The following is a 19,980-nucleotide window of genomic DNA, read 5'->3' as shown; positions in this document are numbered from 1 at the left end:
TTGGGGTCAATTAACCTAGACTGATATAAAAAAAGCCTCCCCGTTGTGGGAAGGCTTTTGGTTGTATAAACTTTTAGAAATTATCTGGCAATCATGATTTTCTGAATTGCCGTTTCACTATGAGTAACGTACTTCACAACATAGACTCCGTTAGGAAGAAGTGTTCCGTCAAAGGTCATTCTATAAGTATTTCCTTCTTGTACATCTTGATTAAGTAAAGTAGCTACAGAGCGCCCGCTCATGTCGAATACTTCAATTACTGCTCTTTCAGAAGAACCTGGCACTATTTGAACATTGGAGATTCCTTCCGTTGGATTTGGGTATGTTACGAAAGAAGTAGCGCCTTCTCCAATCACCACAGCTGTATTCTCAGCTGTAGGAGGTTGCTCCAATCCTACGTAGTTGTCTCCGCATCCACCAGCAAGGTCTCCTGCAGTTAGAGAAAAGTCAAGTTCGAAGATAGTTTCTGTCAATCCCGGAACCGCGGGGTCTACAACTCGTAGTTGGTTTCCTTGGTCACCAACTAGAATCATTCCGCTTTGCATTACTGCAGCACCATAGATTCCGTCAAGCTCCACATCGAATTCAGTCACACCATCAGTCAGGTTGTAAAAACGTCCTTGACCCCGGTTAATAACCCAAACATCACCATCATTGGTTTGAATGAGATCTCCACCGTCAACATTAGCATCCATTGGGTTAGAGGCTGCTCCTGTAGCAGGATCAACTTCATAAACCACGCCGAAGTTTGAGCCTACCAATAGGGTACCTTCATTTGTTACGACTGCAGAGTAAGTATCAATAATATCCATCTGTCCCATCGTAATGTTAGAGAAGGTTGTCAAAATATCAGCTACAGGATCGTAAACTGCTACTTCCCCTGTTGGTCCCAAGATGATGTACATAAGTCCATTGCTTTCGTCATAAGCGATGTGTGGACGACCAAGGTCTTCCAGGAGTAGCTCTAGTGAAACCGTTCCTTCTTCAAGGTTGACTCTGTAAATATCTCCGTCTTGGTTGCCGTTTGCCGCTAAAAACAACTGGAAGTTTTCACATTCTCCTTCTTCATTGTTATTGTCAAAGCATCTACCGGCAAGGTCTCCCCAGTAAAGCTCAAGGCCAGAATCAAACTCTTCGCCTGTCGCATTTCCCGTAAGTGGTTCATAAACTTCAAACGTATTTCCTAAGTCACCATCGGCTATTAGTAGGTTACCGTTAGGTAGTGTTGAAACGCCATTGATTTCAGCTGCTCCCACAGTAAACTGGCCTTCACCATTTACTTCATAGAAAGTAGAGTTGGATCTGTTTGCATACCATAAAGCTCCACCTGCGAACACCAAGTCTCCACCGCTAATATTCTCATTTCCGAATACTTCAGCATCACCTGTGCTCGGTTCAACTTTGTAGATTGTATTCCCCGAACCAATATAAACGAATCCATCATCGCCTACCACTACGGCAGGAATGCTAGTTATGTTATTTCCATCCAGATTTATCTGAACTTGAGCTTCAGTATCTGTATCAAGATCTAGAATAGTCATCATCCCTGTACTCACCCGTACAATGTACAATAGGCCATCTTGACCCAATCCTAGGTGAGAGTCTCCATCAAGCGTTCTAATTGCTGTTAGGTTTGCTTCACCCAAATCGGTCAATTCAACGTTGTATAGAATTACGTCTCCTCCACCAAGTGGGGTATGAATGTAATAAGTTTGGAAATCATCACATCCTTGGAATACGGGTTGTCCGTCGAAACAACGAGTGGCTAAGTCACCATTGAATAGGGCTAGACCTGTTTCAAATACTTCGCCTGTGGCAGCTCCTGTTCCCGGCTCGTAAACCTCGAACAAACCGTTCAAGTTTCCATTTGCAATCAAAAGATTTCCATCAGGCAAAACAGAAACACCATTGATTTCTTCAGCATCCACATCAAATTGGCCTTCACCATTGATCTCGTAGAAACGCCCCTGTGATCTGTTGGCCAACCAAAGGTCATTCCCAACAAATACCAAGTCTCCACCTGCGACATTTCCTTCACCAAATACTTCAGCTTCGGCCGTCATTGGATTGACTTTGTAAATCATGTCCGTAGCGCTTGAGCCTACATAAACAAATCCATCATCTCCTACTACAACAGCAGGAATGCTGGTAACGTTTTCTCCATCAACATTGATTTGACCAATGGTTTCGACGATAGGGTTGAGTGGATTGACCCTGCTTAGCATTCCGTTGTTGTGACGGACAATATAAATGAAGCCATCTTCACCAAGGCCCATGTGTGATCCACCGCCAAGATTATCTACAAGAACAGAAAGATTTGCTCCTCCCATTTCGTTGAAATCAACGGCGTATAGAATAACTGGCCCTGCGCCTTGGGCGTTGTGGATGTAATAAGTTCTTAGGTCATCGCATCCTTCTACTGAAGTGCTGCGCTCAGAACATCCTGACGCCATGTCGCCATTCTCTAAAGAAAAAGGCTCATCATCGAGAATTGCATTGTACTCTCCACTTACTGTTACTTCGCCGTCAAGGCTGTACACTAAGAATCGATCGTTGTTCCGAGAGGAGACAATAACACTCTCACCATCTTCAAATGTTGCCATACCGGTTACCTGACCGTCTACGTTTCCTTTCAAGTCGTTTTCAAAACCGGGAATAACTTCGTAAAGTTTCCCCTCGGGCTTGGAGGCCAAATAGAGATTTCCTGCCTCGGAGAAAGTGATGTCTCCACCTTCAATGTCATTTGATCCTGAAAATTCTGACAAGGAGTAAGGTTCTGATCCAAAATCTACTGAGTAAAGTTGACCACTGTTAGCAGAACCACCGATCAATAGATTTCCTTCGTCGTTGAAGGCAGCAACAGTGATTGAGATACTCGGACTAACGCTTACCGCCTCAGATAATACAAAAGTTGAAGGGTCTAGAGTACTAATTGCGCCGTTATTTCCATTTACAACATAAATCAATCCATCAATTTGATTGTACGCAATATGCGCAGCGTAACCTAAATCTTCAACAATTGGAGATAGGATTGCGTTCTCTCCATCAAGAGTAACAGAATAGATATCTGTTTCTGTACCTCCCGACTGCGGATAATTAATATCAGCGTAGTAGTAGGAAAACTGTGTACACACCCCTTGTCCAAAAGCCATTAAGCCTGAGAGAAAGGCGAAGGCGGTGAGAAAGGAATTTTTAAAGTTGAATTTTTGCATAGCGATTTTGTTGTTGCGTTAAGGTTACGAATTTAAAGTGCTTTTCGATGAAAGTCAAAATAATATCGACGAATGAATTGTCATTATAACCAAGGTAGGTCTCCAAGTGTTCGGGTTTTGAATCACAATATTGTATTTTGACCAAATGCACAAAGGGTTCCTTTTAGTAATACTTCTGTTAGCATCAATTCAATGCCTTGCTCAGGGTGAAGAATGGTCAGTCGAAAAAATTTCAGAAATGGAGTCTCGCCGTTTCATTCAGCACGAATCAAAGAGTGCCACATCTGATGTGGGGCAATCATACGACTGGAAATATGCAGTTTGTAAGTGGGAGATTGACCCTTGGCAAAGACGAATTGAGGGAGAGGTGACGAATACCATTGAGCTCTATGCTACGACAGATTCAATTGACTTTGACTTTAGTTCTGAGCTTGATGTAAGTGGAGTTTGGGTAGATGGAGAAGAAGCAAGTCATTATGGCTTTACTCAGGAAAACTCAATTTTTATAAAGTCAGACTTATTGCAAAGCAATTTGGAGCATGAGATCCGAATAGTCTATGAGGGACAGCCGAGACAGAATAATTACCTTTCTTTCAATCAGGGTTTTCACGGGAGTAGTGTTCCCGAGATATGGACCCTTTCTCAACCTTTTGGGGCGGCTGATTGGTGGCCTTGTAAAATGTCTTTAAGTGATAAGCTCGATAGCATAAGAATAGAGATTACCGTTTCTGCCGGAAATAAGGCTGCATCTCAAGGAGTTCTTGAAGAAGTCATCCTAAATCCCGATCAAACGAGCACCTATGTTTGGACGCATCGTTACCCCATTCCTTTCTATTTGGTGTCTATGGCAGTCACGAACTACGCTGAATTCAGCTATTTCGCTGAATTGGAAAATGACACTGTAGAGATTCTGAATTATGTATATCCTGAGCGGATGGAAGATGAAATGGACAGAGGGCTGGAAATAGTCTCATTGATGGAACTCTTTTCAGATTTATTCGGCGAGTACCCCTATGCCTCCGAGAAGTATGGGCATGCTCAAGCCAGTATTCCGGGAGGGATGGAACATAGCACAATGAGCACAATGTCGGGGCTGTCATTCAATTTATCGGCTCATGAATTGGCTCATCAATGGTTTGGCAATAAGGTGACTTGCGGGAGCTGGTCGGATATATGGCTGAACGAAGGCTTTGCGACATATATGAACGGGCTGGCTATAGAGTACCTGAGGCCTGATGAGTTTGATGAATGGAAAGCCGCTAGAATATCGAGTATTACTCGTCAGCCTGATGGGTCGGTATTTGTGACGGATACCTTGGATAGAGATCGAATATTTAACGGGCGCCTCAGCTATAATAAAGGTGCCTACTTACTACACATGTTAAGGTGGGTTATCGGCGATGAATCATTTTTTGAAGGCTGTCGGAACTATTTAAACGATCCTGATCATTCATTTTCATATGCTCATACGGATGAGTTTATTCAAATCATGGAAGAGGTTTCCGGAAAAGACCTTTCGGAATTTTTTAGCGACTGGTATTACGGAGAGGGTTTTCCCAATTACAAAATTTGGTATGCCCAGACGGACGGAGGGGTGTTTGTGAAGATCAATCAGTCACCTAGTCACCAATCAGTAGACTTTTTTGAAATCCCAATTCCCATTAGGCTAGTTGGTGCAGAGTCTGATACTACGGTGGTTTTGGATAATGTTATTCAGGGCCAGATGTATTTTTTAGAAGTGGACTTTGTTGTCAATTCACTAGAGTTTGATCCTGATCGATGGATACTGGCTTTAAGTGAAGTTGGAATTGATCCTGATATCAATGATGAATATGAGAACTTGTTTCAAGCCTATCCGAATCCTGCTTCTACAGAGGTACGGTTTTTCTCTTCTACCCCAATCAGCGGTCTGAAGACTGCTGAAGTTTATAATGTCAATGGTAAGTTGTGCAAAAGCATAGAGCCGGAAGGTGGGATTCTAAACGGTTTTAGAATGGATATTTCTGAGTTAGAGCCTGCCGTTTATATCGTAAGATTTCAAGGGTTTTCGGATTATTCTGTAAGATTCATAAAAATGGAATAAAAGAAAAACAGCATTTGTTATAGCCAAAATCGTATGAAGGAATTCAAATTATTAATGGAACAAGATTCGTTTAGAGATTTAAATCATATTCAGTCGGATTGCTACCAATATGGATTTAAACTAACTTCGTGTTTGAATCTCGCTGTATTAACTCTCTCTTATGAAAAGTACTAGAAGTAAAGATTTTAAAATTGTTGTCCTATCGATATTGCTCTCTCATTTTGGACTACAGTTGACCGGGCAGGCTGATTACAGCTTTTTAGATCAGACCTGCTATGTTACAAATATTGACGGGGATACTGTGAATACGGGTAATCTACTCATGGAGGATATTCTCACCGAAGATCAGCTTGATATTTTCACTTTTAGGTATGATACAGATACAGTGATCACAAATCGAAACGGACAGGAAGTTCCTGTCTCTCGGAGATTTGATATCTATCTGCCAGATGACTCGCTTTCATTTAAATATTCAGGAGGTGATATAAATGCTTTGCCGGTTGTCGTTATACTACATTCGGGTCAGGGGGATAAAGATAGCGCTGCGCCCAACGGTTTGGCGTGGGCTCGGAGAGGATATATTGTAGTAATTCCTTCTATCCGTTCTGACAGATTGGGTGCAGACTATTGCTATATATACACCAAGTCTTTGTATTTGGCTGCTCAAGACATTTCGGCAGTAGTGAGATCTTTTAGCTTTCTCTATGATGACAGTCAATTGCCTGTCTCAATGGTTGAGGACAATCCTTTGAACGAAAGACCTGTGGACGGAGAATCAATTTTTTACACGGGCTTCAGTTACGGAGGCTCCGCAGGATTTCATGCAGCGAGCAGAATGACACAAGAACAGTGGGAGCCCTATTTAGGAGCGGGAGATGAATACCAAGTAGATGGAGAAGATGGCTTAGTTGAACTAGGTGACGGTGGGTTGCTTCATTCAACGGGTCGCGTTTTTATTGATAACTATGAATTCCCCTACGAAAGAATAAAAGGAGTAATGTCTCGAACTGCGGCCATTTTCAAACCTGAGCAGTTGAGTTATGACCTGAGCCCCGTTAAAGTTCCCGTTCAAATCGTCTGTGGAACGTGTGATCAAATTATTCCATATGAAGAAAGGACGTTTGTAAATGACGAGGGTCTTTGTGATGCACGTGTTACTTTTCCTGATGGAACCAGCGATACTACCATCACCTTCTATGGTCCACAATATATTTCAGATGCCATGGACGAGGCCGATATTTATCATGAGCTCATTACTTTTTGTAACGGTGGCCATACGACTAATCCTTGTGTTTTAGATTATATTAATGCGGCCGAGGTAAGGTTTGTAACATCCATATTGAAAGAGGAAATTGATAATACTGAGAAGTATGACGAGGTGTATCGATACCAATTTGAGAATTACTCGAATCAGTGTTGTGAGCTCGGTGAAGGAGAGTATTCTTACCTTAATAAGTGCAACTGTGAACCTGACAACCCTTTCGAAGTCGTAGATCTGCCATACATAAGCATGCCAGGTTGCCAATTTATGAATGAATGTGATCTGGACTCCATTTGTGAATTGATACCTCTATCAGATGACTTTTTCGAACAGAGTAGGATCACCTCAAATATTGGGCTTGTAAAATGTGAAGAGGGTCTGTGCTTGCAATTTTCGTCCAATGAAGAATACGTCGTTAGTTTTACCTATTACTCAGAAGAGGGAAAAGAGCTTCTAACCGTCAATGAAAGAATTTACTCAGGAATAAATACTGTTCCCGTGCCCTCCGTTTTACCTCGTAACCGAACAATCATATTGCACTTAGAAGGATATGAAAGTATCAGATTCTTTTTGAGAGCTATCTAGCTCTTTGATAACTAAAAATTGCAAGGGCTGCTTTCCTCGAGAAAGCAGCCCTTTTTTACTGGACATTGGTTCTTTTTTTTGACCTAAAGAATGGGTTCAGCTCATTTCAATTTACTTTTTCTTCTTATGCTTGTGCTTACCATTGTCCTTTTCAGCTTTGCCTCTGGCTTTAAGTGGGTCAATTTTCGCCACCACATTAATAATACCCGCTTCCAACCCTTCAAACCATTGAGCCATGAAGGCCTTTCGAACATCTCTCTCAACGAAGAAGGCGCCCTTTCGGTATTCTTCATGTGCAGGGTTATCTTTCCAAAATACCAAGCCTCCTAAAACGGTCGCCAAGGCATTCAGCATTTTCTTCTCTTCTCCCGTTTCCTTATCTACTGCTGCAATTGAAAGGTCGCTATATTCGAAAATTAATTCTCCCGAACAGCTATACTTGTTTCCTATCATATCCAGATTCAGTCGGTTTAACTCTCCCGCCTTAATTTCAATACCGATAGCTTTTTGAAGGAATTCACTCATCAAATCAAGTTTGCTATTTTCCATCATAATAGAACAATCAAACGGTGAGTCATCTCCGAAATAATAGGTTGTTTCAATTCCTCCCGATGCTTTTCCCATTAACGAATGTCTTGCGTTTAAAATGAGGGCGGGTTCTGCCTCATTAATATTTTGTACTGCCACAGTTGCATCAGCGTTTTGAATATTCAAAGATGCTTCCTTGCCATTTTCTTGAATTAAATTTATGGTCACCTCAGCCTCTGTTATTGCAAGGGAGTCCAGTCTAAATTTGAAAGGCAACTGGGAAAGCATCTCTTGAGGCATCAAAGTGACTCGGTCAGGAAATGGCCAACGGTTATCCTTATTTACATGGAGTTGAGCCTGTTTTACCGAGCAAAAGGGAATTCGAATAGAATCAGGAAAACTAGCTAGGTCGACTCTCGTCTTAATTTCAGGAATATGCGCTTCGATCATTCCTTTGTTCCAGCCATAATACTTCGTAAACGCTCCCAACGATAGAGTAGGGGAAAGAGAAAGACTATCAATAAACAGATTATCTCCGAGCGGTTTCCGAATGGATCCAATATCAACTGAGTAAAGAGAGTCTTCCGAAATCAGCTTATCCAAATGGATAGCGAATTGCGAGTTTAAAAACTGAGCCTTAAGGTCTATAGCCGCGGATGAATCTCTTTGAAATTCGCTGAGCGAAAAGCTAAAACGCCCTGAAACTTCTGTGGGTCCCGGCGGGTCGTAGTCAAAATTTCCGGCAGAGATACGGATGCCATTCACCTGAAGTGGTGGCTTTTGTTTCAATTCAGTTTCAACAGAAATGCTGTCCTTATTTGTTCCTTTTTTTGGGCTTTCATGCAAAACAGCGTCCACTCCATAAAGGATGATAGAATCTATTTTAACCCCTTCACTACGAATCAGAGAGGTTACAGAGAGCTCTTTGATGATCAGTTGTTCCACTCTGGCACTCCATGCAACGATTCCTGAATCACTTTTAAATACCTCGACTTCATCAATTTCTGCTGATTGAGTTAAGGCATTGATGGAAATACTTTTGAAGTCGATATCAAAGTCTTCTTCTGTATGAAGTTTAATTTGCTCTCTGAGAAGATCTTCCAGATGAGCGTTTAAATATAGAACGGCTGACGTGCCAATAACAATGACTAGTCCCAGTAATATCAAAATCGCCAATCGAAGTTTGCGGTGCTTTTTCACTTCGACAAAATAGGCAAAGAATAAATAATCAATGAAAAAATGGCGCCATTGAGGGGCCATCTATCTTTATTCTAAAAGAAGGAAGTTCTCTTTTTATCGTGCAGACAATTCTTTAACCGCTCTTTCAGGCTCTCCAATGTAATCGCTTAGTGGGCGAATAATACGGTTGTGGGCTTGTTGCTCCATAATATGAGCACACCATCCGGTGATGCGACTCATTACGAAAATAGGAGTGAACATATCGATTTCAAATCCCATCATGTAATATGCAGGACCTGCCGGGAAGTCCAGGTTGGGGTAGATACCTTTTTCAGAAACCATCGTTTCTTCCAATATATTGGCAATTTCCAGCCACTTTTTCTCGCCCGTAAAATCGGCCATTTTCGTTGTGTACTTCTTCATGGTAGGTACGCGGGAGTCTCCCTTTCGGTAAACGCGGTGCCCGAATCCCATCACTTTTTTCTTTTCTGCCAACGCTTCCAGCATCCATTCTTTGGCTACATCCGGTTCGCCAACTTCTTTGAGCATATGCATTACTTGCTCATTTGCCCCACCGTGAAGTGGGCCTTTCAAAGCGCCGATTCCGCCCACTACCGCACTGTATATATCACTGGTAGTAGAGGTGATTACTCGAGTAGCAAAAGTGGAGGCATTGAAGCTATGCTCAGCATAAAGAATCAATGAAACGTCGAAAGCTTTCACAACTTCCTTGGCAGGGACTTTTCCAAAGCACATGTGAAAGAAGTTTTCACTGATGGATAAGTCCTTGTTTGGTGCAATGAAATCCAGTCCTTTAGAGTGGCGGTATGCCGCAGCAATGGCCGTTGGAATTTTAGCGAGCAAGCTGATAAACTTGTCCATGTTTGTCTTGGGAGAATCATCCCAAATACGTGGATCTTCCATCCCGATAAAACTCACCGCTGTGCGCAAAGTATCCATGGGGTGAGCCTCTTTTGGAAATTTCTTGATCACTTCAAGAAGGTCTCCTGACAAATCACGGTAGCTCTTTTCCTTTGCTGAAAATTCTGTTAGCTGCTGCGCATTTGGCAAGTCAGGATGAGTCATCAAGTAGGCGACTTCTTCGAAAGAGCACTCTTCTGCTAAATCCTGAACCTTGTAGCCTCGGTAAACCAACGAATTGATTTCGGGCATCACTTTAGAAATCGATGTCTCGTCGGTTATTACTCCTGCGAGACCTTTTGGGGCAATTATTTTATCACTCATCAGTAGGTGTTTTTAAGGGGTGGTTATAGTTTGAAATTATACAGCGAACTGTCATAGGCGTTGTAGTCCTCGTAGTGCAATACTTCGTAGAGTCGCTTTCTAGTTTGCATCATTTCGAGGGCTCCTTCTTGGCTTCCTTCACTTGAAATGATATCCAAACCTTTCTCTACCGCGTGCATGGCCAATCGCTGGGTGGTAACTGGATAAATGACCAAGTTATATCCCAAGCTTTCCAATTCTGATTTATTCAGAAGTCGCGACTTACCAAACTCGGTCATATTTGACAACAATGGCACATCTACCGCATTTCGGAAAGCTTCAAATTCTGATTCATCTTTCATCGCTTCGGGAAAGATCATATCGGCTCCCGCATCGACGTAGGCCTTTGCTCGGTCAAGTGCTTTGTCCAACCCTTCCACTCCGCGTGCATCGGTTCTGGCAATCAAGAGGAAGTTTTCATCAGTTTTGGCGTCAGCCGCTGCTTTTACTTTTTGAACCATCGCATCAACTGAGACCAACTCCTTATTGTCTAAGTGTCCGCATCTCTTGGGGTTGATTTGATCTTCGATGTGGCATCCCGCCATTCCCAAGTAAGTTAATTCTTTGATGGTACGTGCTACGCTCATGGTTTCACCGAAACCTGTATCAATATCCATAATGGATGGAAGCGAAGTAACCCGTGCAATAGCAGAAGCAAATTGCGCTACTTCCGTCAATGTGGTCATCCCAATATCAGGGAGACCTAAAGAATTTGCCATTACGGCTCCCGAAACATAGACGCCGTCGAAGCCTTTTTGCTCGATAAGCATAGCCACCATTGGGTTGTATGCTCCAGGAAATTGAAGGAGTTTCCCACTAGCCAATTCCTTTCGGAAAGCGGCTCTTTTTTCGGAAGGACTTTTATCGCTTATGATCATTAGAAAATTCCTTTAGTATTTGGTGTGTTTTCTTTCACTTGGTCGAATGGCATCTCCACGGTCAAATCATTTACTTCCGCGGCTGTGAGGTCTTTTAATCTTTCGGCTACTCCAATAAAGCGATCTCTTTCGACTTTCGTGATCAGCTTCTCGGTTAACATGTCGAACTTCCCAATGTAATTTGGACGTACGAATGGACGGGCACCTGCAGGGTGAGCATTGGCTCTTTCGATTTCGTCTTCGATGACTTCACCGTTCTTCATGGTTATGATCACCTTACCACCAAAAGCCTTCTTGTCAGGATCAGAATCGTGGTAGAGTTTCGTCCATTTTTCCTTTTCAACGGTAGAGATTTTTTTCCAAAGCTCAACAGTCTCAGGTCGCTGAGCGCGTGAAGGAGCATACGAAAGTTCGTGATGCCAAGTACCATCTTCAAGCGCCACGGCAAAGATGTACATGATACTGTGATCGAGTGTTTCTCGGGTAGCATGTGGATCAAATTTTTGTGGATCGTTGGACCCAGTCCCAATCACGTAATGCGTGTGGTGCGATGTCTCTATCAAGATACTTTCGATTTGCGAGAAGTCATTGATTCTTTCTTTCATTCTCGCTGCTAAATCAATCAGTGCCTGTGATTGATACTCGGCGGAGTGCTCCTTTGTATACGTTTCAAGAATCGCTCTTTTCTCTTCACCCACTTCTGGAAGTGGAATGGTATAATGCGCATCGGGACCATCGAGTACCCATGCGATTACGCTGTCTTCTCCTTCGTAAATGGGGGAGGGGCTCTTCTCTCCACGCATGGCTCTGTCTACCGCCTCAATGGCCAGCTTTGCTCCATGCCCCGGGACGTAAGCTTTCCAGCTTGAGATTTCTCCTTTACGACTCTGTCGTGTCGAAACCGAAACGTGGAGTGCCTGCTGAATGGCTTGATACGTTGTCTCCGTATCCAACCCAAGAAGGGCGCAAACTCCCGCGGCCTGTGCCGGGCAAAGGTGAGCTACGTGGTCAATCTTGTGCTCGTGAAGGCAAATGGCTTTTACCAAATTTACATGTACTTCGTAAGAGGCAACAATACCTCTGAGGATATCTTTTCCACTTTTGCCCATTTGCTGCGCAACAGCAATTACTGCGGGTATACTGTCGCCGGGGTGCGAATAATCCGCAGCTAAGAAAGTATCGTGATAATCCAATTCTCTCACGGCAACGCAATTGGCCCATGCCGCCCATTCTGCATGTACTTTAAAATCTGCGGGCATTCCAAAGATATTGGCCCCTTTATCAGTTCGTTTATGACACAAAGCTTGAGCTCTTGCATTCACCACAGGTGTTCGATTTACAGAAGCTATGGCGACTGAGGCATTGTCGATAATACGGTTGATAACCATATCCTCAACTTCAGCGCTGATCGCGACGTCATCGGTTACCATTTTCGCCAATTTATAAGCGAGTTGCTCTTCTTTCGGAAGGTTAGCTTTTGATGGATAAACTTTAACTGAATGATTTTTCATGAAAGGTGGTTTATGCTTTGAAATTTGCCGCAAAGATAATGAATCAAGCAGGAAAATATGATGCACAAAAAAAGCCGGATTTAAATCCGGCTTCAGTAATTAAATCAGAATTGCTTATTGCGTCTTAATCAATCTTTCTTGATGATTTTGACCGTTCTCATCAGTCCATTTTATCAAGTATATACCCTGAGACTTATCAGAGAATTCCAACATTCCTCTTGGTCCGTTTACTACGATCTGATCAATAAGAGCACCAGTAATACTGAATACTTGAATCGTCTCAATGTCTACTCCTGACATGGAAGATAATTCCACATTATCTCTTGTTGGGTTAGGGAATAGCACAAAGTCAGCGTCTACTGACGCTGCTGATAATCCTTGAGGAGAAGCAGCGCCACCACAAGCATCGCCTTCGTAAAGTCTGATATTCCTGAAGTAAGAATTGTTACCTGGTGATCCATTCACATTGGCAGACAAAACAACCAAATCAAGATCATTTCCTGTAAAGTACGTTCCCACAGGGATGACGTATGATTGGTATGAGGAACCTGAGTAATTATCAAAATCAGAAATGACTTGTGGATTATTAAGAGTACCGTGCAGCTTAAAGAGTGCTGGAAGTGTTAGCGAATTATTCGTTTCAACGGCAATAGCGTGGATTGATCCCTGATCGGTGCTTCTGAATTCGAATGACAAATTGGTATTTGCAGTTACATCGTAATTAATAGGTATATATTTCAGGGAATTATCTTCTAAGAAGATAGCCGTTCCGCCTTCTTGAATGGCCCAGTTTCCATTGTCTCTAGATGGAATGTACGACTGAATAGAAAATTCATTGAAATTGATGAAAGCACATGCCTCCGGGTCGTCAAGACAAAAAGAAGTAGATTCAGAAAAAGTAAAGCTACCACCTGAAGCTAAAACATTACCAGCTGCATCTGCAAGAGAGTAATTACCTGCTCCTTGAGAACAACAAATTCCGTCACCAAATGAATCAAGTATTTCAAAATCGTAGCAACCAACAGGAACACAAATATTTTCTGTAAAAGTTGTGAAATCAGAAGCGTAAGGACCACCAGATGCAACGATAGTTCCACCGTCAGTAATCTGCCATGTGGTTTCATCTGGATAATCATCAGTGTTAATTGTCAAAACCAGACTTTCATCTTCACATTCAGTCGGTGGGCTTGTAACACATGTCGTTCCCAAGCATGAACGAGAATCGATGTAGTTTGCCATTCTAGTGCTTGGTTGAGGGCCAAATCCTAAATTGAAATTAACACCAGTACTCAATAAGTGGCAGTAGCTCATGATTGTTCCCCCCCCTGATGGTATAGAAGCATTACAACCTTCACTAAAGCCAGCTGCAAATCCACATCCGTCAATCGCCGTACTATTGCCATTCCACGCACAAGCATGTGTATGAGGAGACGAAAGGTTATGACCAATCTCATGAGCAGTAACATTTACATCCCAAGAGTAACTTGGAATATTGTTGAAAAAGCCAAAGATTCCTGAAACACTCACTCCATTACTAACGGAGCAAAGGCCTGAAAGGAAGGCAATACCTCCACCTCCAGCTCCGGTAATGAGTTGAGTTAGATCAGCATTTGGAGAGTTATTGGACATTTGAAAGAGTCTGTTCTCTAAGTCGCCAGAATATGGGCTACTTCCATTCCATGCAAATATTTCTGATATAGCGATGTCAATGTCATCGTTGGCAAATAGAATAACTACTTGATTGAAAAGAGCAGTGGTGTAATTTGTCGCTCCGACGGTTCCGCCAAAATCGTTCACGATGTCACTGTCTATCTCGATACGCATCCTTACACATTGTACAGTCTTTGGTGCTCCGAATGTTTCAATTTTTTCAGAATCATCGTGATCCTCAGAAGGGATTGCATTGCATGAAAAAGTTTCATCCAATAAAAGATCTTGATCCTTATACCAGATGTGTGCATTTGTTTCCGATCCATCTATTTTTCCTACTACGTAAGTTTCTGAACCGTAAGAAACCAAACCGTTGATTTCATCTTCTGAAATGGTCATGGCTACCAGCGAATGTTCTTGTCCAACTACTATTCCTCTGTAAAATCGAACATCTGGAAGAGGTAGGTACGAGTCGGGAGCATCACTTGTTGAGATTTTCACATCCTCAGTAAATATACTCTGCTCATAAAGCAATACCTCAAAGGGTTCTTCACCAACGGGTAATTGCATTTTTACAAATTCCGAAAGTTCTGATGAGGAAGATTTAGATTCATCAAGGAAGAATGCTGTACCGTCGAGAAGAGCCGATTCTTCTACACCTAAATTCCGAAGAGCTTCGGAACCTTTTGCAGTTGCAGCTTTAAATGGTGAGATTTTTTCAAATACCTTACCCGATTCTTGGTATTTGAGGATGTTCTTTTTTATTGCTTCTTGAGCCATCAAGGTACTAGTTGCAAATAAGGCAATACAAACGAATAATAATTGTCTAATTATTTTCATAAACAGCGAATTTTGTTCTTTTAGTGAGACTTTAAGTAAAAGGGTATTCTGTTAATCATCGGCACGCAGGAATCTTCAGCACGTAAACTCTTGATTTTAACGAGCGTGAAATTAAGTTAAATCAACTATAGAAACAAGGGCTTTATCGTTCAAATTTTGGCAGAACCTGCTGAAGATCATCTTATCTCGGGCTCTTCCTGATTTTTTTTATTTTGTTTTTTCGACCAAACGGTTGATTTCTTCGCTAAAAACTATCTTGTATTAAGGTCCGAATCAATTGGTAGGTTTTAACAGAAGTATTTAGCTTTGCAGCACGAGAAAAATCCACCATGATCGAAATTAAAAAAGCCTTTCAAAATCTTACCGCGGAAGAGTTTAGTCAACTTTTAGACTCACCGGTTTGGATATCTCTTGCTGCTGCTTATGCGGGTGATGGCATAGTAGATGAAGATGAGAAAGCGGAAGCAATAAAGCTAGCTCACTTAAGAAGGTATACAGCTCCAAAATCTCTTCGGGAGTTCTATGAGCTGGTAGATACCCAATTTGCCCAGCGATTTCACATTTTGAATTTAAGGTTGCCCTCTTCTGCTAAGGATAAAGAGATTTATCTCGAGCGACAGCTTAAAAGAGTACATGACATTATGTTAAAGCTCGATCCCGATATCACTTCTTCTTTAGAGGAAAGTTTGGAAAGTTTCTACGAACACGTCTTCAGCTCTCATCAGAGTTTCTTTCAGTATTTCGCTTTACCCGTTATTACAAACAGGCTAGATAAAAAAGCAGGACATTTCCGTTTTTCTGACGATAAGTAAGCGTCAGTTTAGACTTCCAATATCCCTTATCAGAATTTTGCCTCTTTCCATATAGATCTGATCCTCTGACTTGAGTTGATTCAGAACTTCGCTTACCGTTTGTCGAGAAGTAGCAGTAAGTGTTGCAATATCTGAGTGGGTCAGTTTAGTGCGAATCAGTACTTCATGGCCGATGGGTTTTCCTTTCCATGCAGCGGCATCTTTGAGAAATTCTATAATTCGCGTTCTGGCATCTCTGAAGGCGAGAAGCTCTATTTTTCGTTCCAATTTTCTCAATCGAAGGCCCATCCACTTCATTATGCGGAGGCTTAAGTCCTTTTCATCCATCATTAGCTCCCTGATGTCCTCAAGACTTAGCATACATATTAAGGTGTTATTTTCCATCGCCTCAGCGAATTCTCGTCTTAGCTCTTCACCTGCCAAAGCCATCTCTCCAAAAACCTCGCCTTCTCCCAAAATCGATTTAGTGACTTCCTTTCCATCGGCCAAGTATGTTCCGATTTTCACCCTTCCTTGTACAATTACGTGCAGGTATTTTGCCTCAGAATCTTGGAAGTAGATGATTTCTGATGCCTTGAATTGACGAGGATCAGAAACTGATTCGTTACTTTTTGACTTGATCGGACACAGCTTTCCAAATAAATCAACACCCTCTAAGTACCACAATCTTTGTGTATTCATATGCTTTGGCTAAAGGGCTAAAGTTAGGATTTACTTGTATAAGGTGAAAAGCTTTTCACCTGTTCATATGCTACTCCCGTTTTTGAGAATCCTCGTTTTCAAGGAAATAAGAATTCTATTCAAAATGCAAATTAATTTAGTATGATTTGTATCTTAGCGAAAAGGTTTTGATCTATGTTACTGAGTGAAAATATTCGTTTTTTAAGAAAAGAAGTCGGTCTTACGCAGTCAGAATTGGCAGAGCGTGTAGGCGTCAATCGTCCCGTAATCGGGGCATACGAAGAGGGTAGAGCCGAGCCTCGCATACAAACGCTTAAGCTAATGGCTCATTTTTTCAAAGTATCCGTAGACGATATACTCGACAAAGACCTCTCCACGGGTGAGCATTCAGCTGATGTTTCAGGCAAGAGTTTGCGTGTTTTGGCTGTAGCCGTCAATGATGATACAGAAGAGAGAGCAACCTTGGTACCAGTGAAAGCCGCGGCAGGATACCTTTCGGGCTTTGGAGATATGGAGTTTGTCGGCTCATTGCCTCAGTTTTCTATGCCTTTTCCTGAGCTTCCACCGGATCGTACTTATCGCGTTTTTCAAATCGAGGGCGAGAGTATGCTTCCCATACCTGCTAAGTCTTACGTTATTTCGGAGTATGTTCAGGATTGGACTGATCTCAAAACAGATGAGCGCTACGTCTTTCTCACCAAAGATGAAGGTGTTGTTTTTAAGCGTGTTCGGATACATCCGCATATGCGTAGCTACGAATTGATCTCAGACAATCCTGCTTTCAAACCCTATTTTATCAAACAGTCTCAGGTGCTTGAAGTGTGGAAAGTGCGCGGAATCATCGGTTTCGATTTGGATGCCTTCCACTCGGCACCTGCTTCCATGAAGGAGGTTTTGGAGGCTATTGAACGCATTGAAAAAAAGCTTTAGTGTCTGTCTGGAGAGTTCTTTATCATCTGCGATGCACTTGTTTTAAAAACAGTCACTGACTACAGTCAACTCTTTGGTTTTTAAACTACGTGCGCCACTTCGACAGGCTCAGCACAGCGCTTGCTAATGAACTCTCTGGTTCAGACACTTTCTTGAACGATTAAACTTTAATTGATATGTTGACGATCAGTCACCTCGACTTGGATACATTTTTTGTTTCGGTGGAGCGGCTTATGGATAGTCGCCTCAATGGGCGCCCCGTCTTGATCGGAGGAGTGACCGACAGGGGAGTGGTGGCTTCGTGCAGCTACGAAGCCAGGTCTTTCGGGATTCACTCGGCCATGCCCATGCGGATGGCTCGCGAGCTCTGTCCCGAGGCGGTAGTGATTCGCGGAAACACGGCAAACTACACCAAGTACTCGCAAATGGTGACCGAAATCATTCGAGAGCGTGTACCCATTTTTGAAAAAACCTCTATCGATGAATTCTACGTTGACCTTACGGGGATGGACAAATTTTTCGGTTGTCTAAAACTGGCTTCGGAACTTCGACATGCTATTATAAAAGAATCGGGGCTTCCTATTTCTTTTGGCTTGGCAGCCAATAAAACCGTTTCAAAAATTGCCACGGGCTTGGCCAAGCCCAATAACGAACTTCACGTTCCGCATGGCACTGAGAAGCCTTTTTTGGCTCCGCTTTCCGTCAGGAAAATCCCGATGGTGGGCGCCAAAACCTATCAGACGCTACGCAACCTTGGGGTAAAGAAAATCAAGACCGTGCAGGAGATGCCTCAAGATATGATGGGACGCGTCTTGGGAAAGCACGGAGACATCATCTGGAAAAAAGCCAATGGAATTGACCGATCGCCTGTGGTGCCTTATACCGAGCGAAAGAGCATTTCTACTGAGAGAACCTTTGACCGCGATACCACCGACGTAGAGAAGCTACGTGGTATTTTGGTGGCCATGGCCGAGAATTTGGCTTTCCAGCTCAGACGAGGGGAGAAGCTCACCGCCTGTATTACCGTGAAAATGCGCTACAGCGATTTCGATACGCGAACCATGCAGGTACGCGTGCCATATACCTCTGCTGATCACATGATTATTCCCAGAGTAAAAGAGCTTTTTGAAAAACTGTACAACCGTCGGTTGCTGGTGCGCTTAATCGGAGTGCGGTTTAGCCACTTGGTCAATGGTGGGCACCAGATCAATATTTTTGACGATACCGAGGAGCTCATCAACCTCTACCAAGCCATGGACAAGATGCGCGATCGCTACGGTGATAGGGCGGTGATTCGAGCTTCGGGTATTGGGGCAAGAACGATAGGGCGCTTCAATCCATTCAACGGGGAGCCGCCGCCACTTTTGGCGAACCGACGGCAATGACTAATCTCTATTCAAGATATTAGCGTAAGCCTCTGAATACATTCGGGCGACAGCCTCTTTGGAGAATCGATCTTGAGTACCCTTCGCCACTTCAGATCGAGAAAACCGTGATCTGATTTCGATGAACTTGGTTAGGCTTTCGTGCAAAGCATTCACATCACCCGGAGGAGCTAGAAATCCTTTTCCATCCGAAACCAAATTTGGAATGTCGCCGACCGCAGAGGCAATTACAGGGAGACCCATAGAGAGCGATTCTAAAACCACGCAGGGTTGATTTTCGGTATTCGAAAAAAGAACGAGCGCATCGGCAGGAGCCATTTCTTTGGCAATTTCATCGGAAGAAAGTGGCCCTTTGAAATCGACTCTATCGGTGAGGTCAAATTCTTTCGTCCATTTTTTAGCATCACTAAAATCACCGTCAGATACAATCAAAAAGCCAAAGTCATGTCCCGCTTTTTTCAGCATTGAAAAAGCTTCGAGCGTGCCGCGCATGTTCTTGTATACTTCTACGAGGGTGGATACGTGCAAGAAGCGAATTTTTTTGTGCTGCTCAGGGTTCTGCAGCGACTGGAAGAAAACATCTTCCACCACATTGGGAACACAACGAAGTTCAAGATTGGGAAATACTTTCTGAACGGAAGCTGATAGATTTTCTGAAACCGGGAATCCCATTTTTGCCGTTTTTCCGGCATCCATGATCCACTTCCATTTTAACGGATTTATTACCGGTCGAAATTTTTCGTGAAAACCCGACCAATGTTCAGAGAACACCCAAGGGATACCAAGCTTCTTAGAAACAAAGGAGAAAAGTGGTGCCGATGAAAATAGGGTATGAGCGTGAATGATGTCAAATTCAATTCCAATTTCTTCAATCATCTGAAGAACAACCTTTCGCTTCTGAATGTATTTAACCCAGTCATTCCTACCCGGCTTTTGGTAAATGATAATCTCAGTCAGATTTCCGGAATGCGTTTTTTCAATTCGCTCTTTTGACTTTTCGTCAACGGCTGCAACAAAGATCACCCAAACCTTGTGAACGGCAGAAATAGCTTCGCAATGCCTTTTTACAAAGTTTCCGAGAAAGGGGTCTGCATCACTGGGATACCACGAAGAAAGGGCCAAAATATTAAGTGGCTTCACGCGGTCAAAAGTACAGAATAT

At 42.8% G+C, this 19,980-nt stretch carries 13 protein-coding genes; 5 read left to right on the top strand and 8 right to left on the bottom strand.

Features of this window, described 5'->3' with window-relative positions; genetic code table 11:
• Positions 1-80: 80 nt before the first annotated feature.
• The gene (locus O3Q51_16860; protein MCZ4410490.1) at positions 81-3,212 is read right to left on the bottom strand and encodes a T9SS type A sorting domain-containing protein; all 3,132 of its coding nucleotides are present in this window, start codon (positions 3,210-3,212) and stop codon (positions 81-83) included.
• Positions 3,213-3,450: 238 nt separating this feature from the next.
• Here O3Q51_16860 and O3Q51_16855 point away from each other — a divergent pair, with 238 nt between their 5' ends.
• Positions 3,451-5,295 carry a M1 family aminopeptidase gene (locus O3Q51_16855; protein MCZ4410489.1) on the top strand — a complete coding sequence of 615 codons (1,845 nt, stop codon included), beginning with the start codon at positions 3,451-3,453 and terminating at the stop codon, positions 5,293-5,295.
• A gap of 160 nt (positions 5,296-5,455) precedes the next feature.
• Positions 5,456-7,141: an alpha/beta hydrolase gene (locus O3Q51_16850; GenBank protein ID MCZ4410488.1), complete on the top strand. Its 1,686-nt coding sequence runs from the start codon at positions 5,456-5,458 to the stop codon at positions 7,139-7,141.
• A gap of 111 nt (positions 7,142-7,252) precedes the next feature.
• Here the strand turns inward: O3Q51_16850 and O3Q51_16845 are convergent, their stop codons facing one another.
• The 5 genes from O3Q51_16845 to O3Q51_16825 form a co-directional block, all read right to left on the bottom strand.
• Positions 7,253-8,929 (bottom strand): hypothetical protein, encoded by a 1,677-nt coding sequence (locus tag O3Q51_16845; protein MCZ4410487.1) that lies wholly within the window; start codon positions 8,927-8,929, stop codon positions 7,253-7,255.
• A gap of 33 nt (positions 8,930-8,962) precedes the next feature.
• Entirely contained in the window at positions 8,963-10,093 is a 1,131-nt protein-coding gene (locus tag O3Q51_16840) for a bifunctional 2-methylcitrate synthase/citrate synthase (GenBank protein MCZ4410486.1), read from the bottom strand.
• 23 nt (positions 10,094-10,116) lie between these two features.
• Positions 10,117-11,010, bottom strand: coding sequence for a methylisocitrate lyase (prpB, locus tag O3Q51_16835; protein MCZ4410485.1), 894 nt, complete (start codon positions 11,008-11,010; stop codon positions 10,117-10,119).
• Positions 11,010-12,521 (bottom strand): MmgE/PrpD family protein, encoded by a 1,512-nt coding sequence (locus tag O3Q51_16830; GenBank protein MCZ4410484.1) that lies wholly within the window; start codon positions 12,519-12,521, stop codon positions 11,010-11,012. Before O3Q51_16830 ends, prpB begins: the two co-directional genes overlap by 1 nt.
• Before the next feature lie 114 nt (positions 12,522-12,635).
• Positions 12,636-15,011, bottom strand: coding sequence for a zinc-dependent metalloprotease (locus tag O3Q51_16825; GenBank protein MCZ4410483.1), 2,376 nt, complete (start codon positions 15,009-15,011; stop codon positions 12,636-12,638).
• A gap of 329 nt (positions 15,012-15,340) precedes the next feature.
• Here O3Q51_16825 and O3Q51_16820 point away from each other — a divergent pair, with 329 nt between their 5' ends.
• On the top strand, positions 15,341-15,823 hold the full coding sequence (locus tag O3Q51_16820) for a hypothetical protein (protein ID MCZ4410482.1): 483 nt from the start codon (positions 15,341-15,343) through the stop codon (positions 15,821-15,823).
• Positions 15,824-15,826: 3 nt separating this feature from the next.
• Here the strand turns inward: O3Q51_16820 and O3Q51_16815 are convergent, their stop codons facing one another.
• Complete coding sequence (locus tag O3Q51_16815) at positions 15,827-16,504, bottom strand: Crp/Fnr family transcriptional regulator (protein ID MCZ4410481.1); 678 nt, start codon at positions 16,502-16,504, stop codon at positions 15,827-15,829.
• A 174-nt stretch (positions 16,505-16,678) separates the two neighbouring features.
• Here O3Q51_16815 and O3Q51_16810 point away from each other — a divergent pair, with 174 nt between their 5' ends.
• Both O3Q51_16810 and dinB read left to right on the top strand, forming a co-directional pair.
• Positions 16,679-17,434: a helix-turn-helix domain-containing protein gene (locus O3Q51_16810; protein MCZ4410480.1), complete on the top strand. Its 756-nt coding sequence runs from the start codon at positions 16,679-16,681 to the stop codon at positions 17,432-17,434.
• A gap of 176 nt (positions 17,435-17,610) precedes the next feature.
• The gene (gene dinB, locus O3Q51_16805) at positions 17,611-18,819 is read left to right on the top strand and encodes a DNA polymerase IV (protein MCZ4410479.1); all 1,209 of its coding nucleotides are present in this window, start codon (positions 17,611-17,613) and stop codon (positions 18,817-18,819) included.
• On the opposite strand, the gene O3Q51_16800 is transcribed toward dinB, so the two are convergent.
• On the bottom strand, positions 18,820-19,959 hold the full coding sequence (locus O3Q51_16800; protein MCZ4410478.1) for a glycosyltransferase: 1,140 nt from the start codon (positions 19,957-19,959) through the stop codon (positions 18,820-18,822). It abuts the gene before it with no gap.
• Positions 19,960-19,980: the final 21 nt, after the last annotated feature.

This window comes from Cryomorphaceae bacterium 1068 (assembly GCA_027214385.1).
Classification (GTDB): Bacteria; Bacteroidota; Bacteroidia; order Flavobacteriales_D; family Cryomorphaceae; genus JAKVAV01.
The sequence above is the reverse complement of the archived record's forward strand: the minus strand, read 5'-3'. Positions and strand labels throughout refer to the sequence as shown.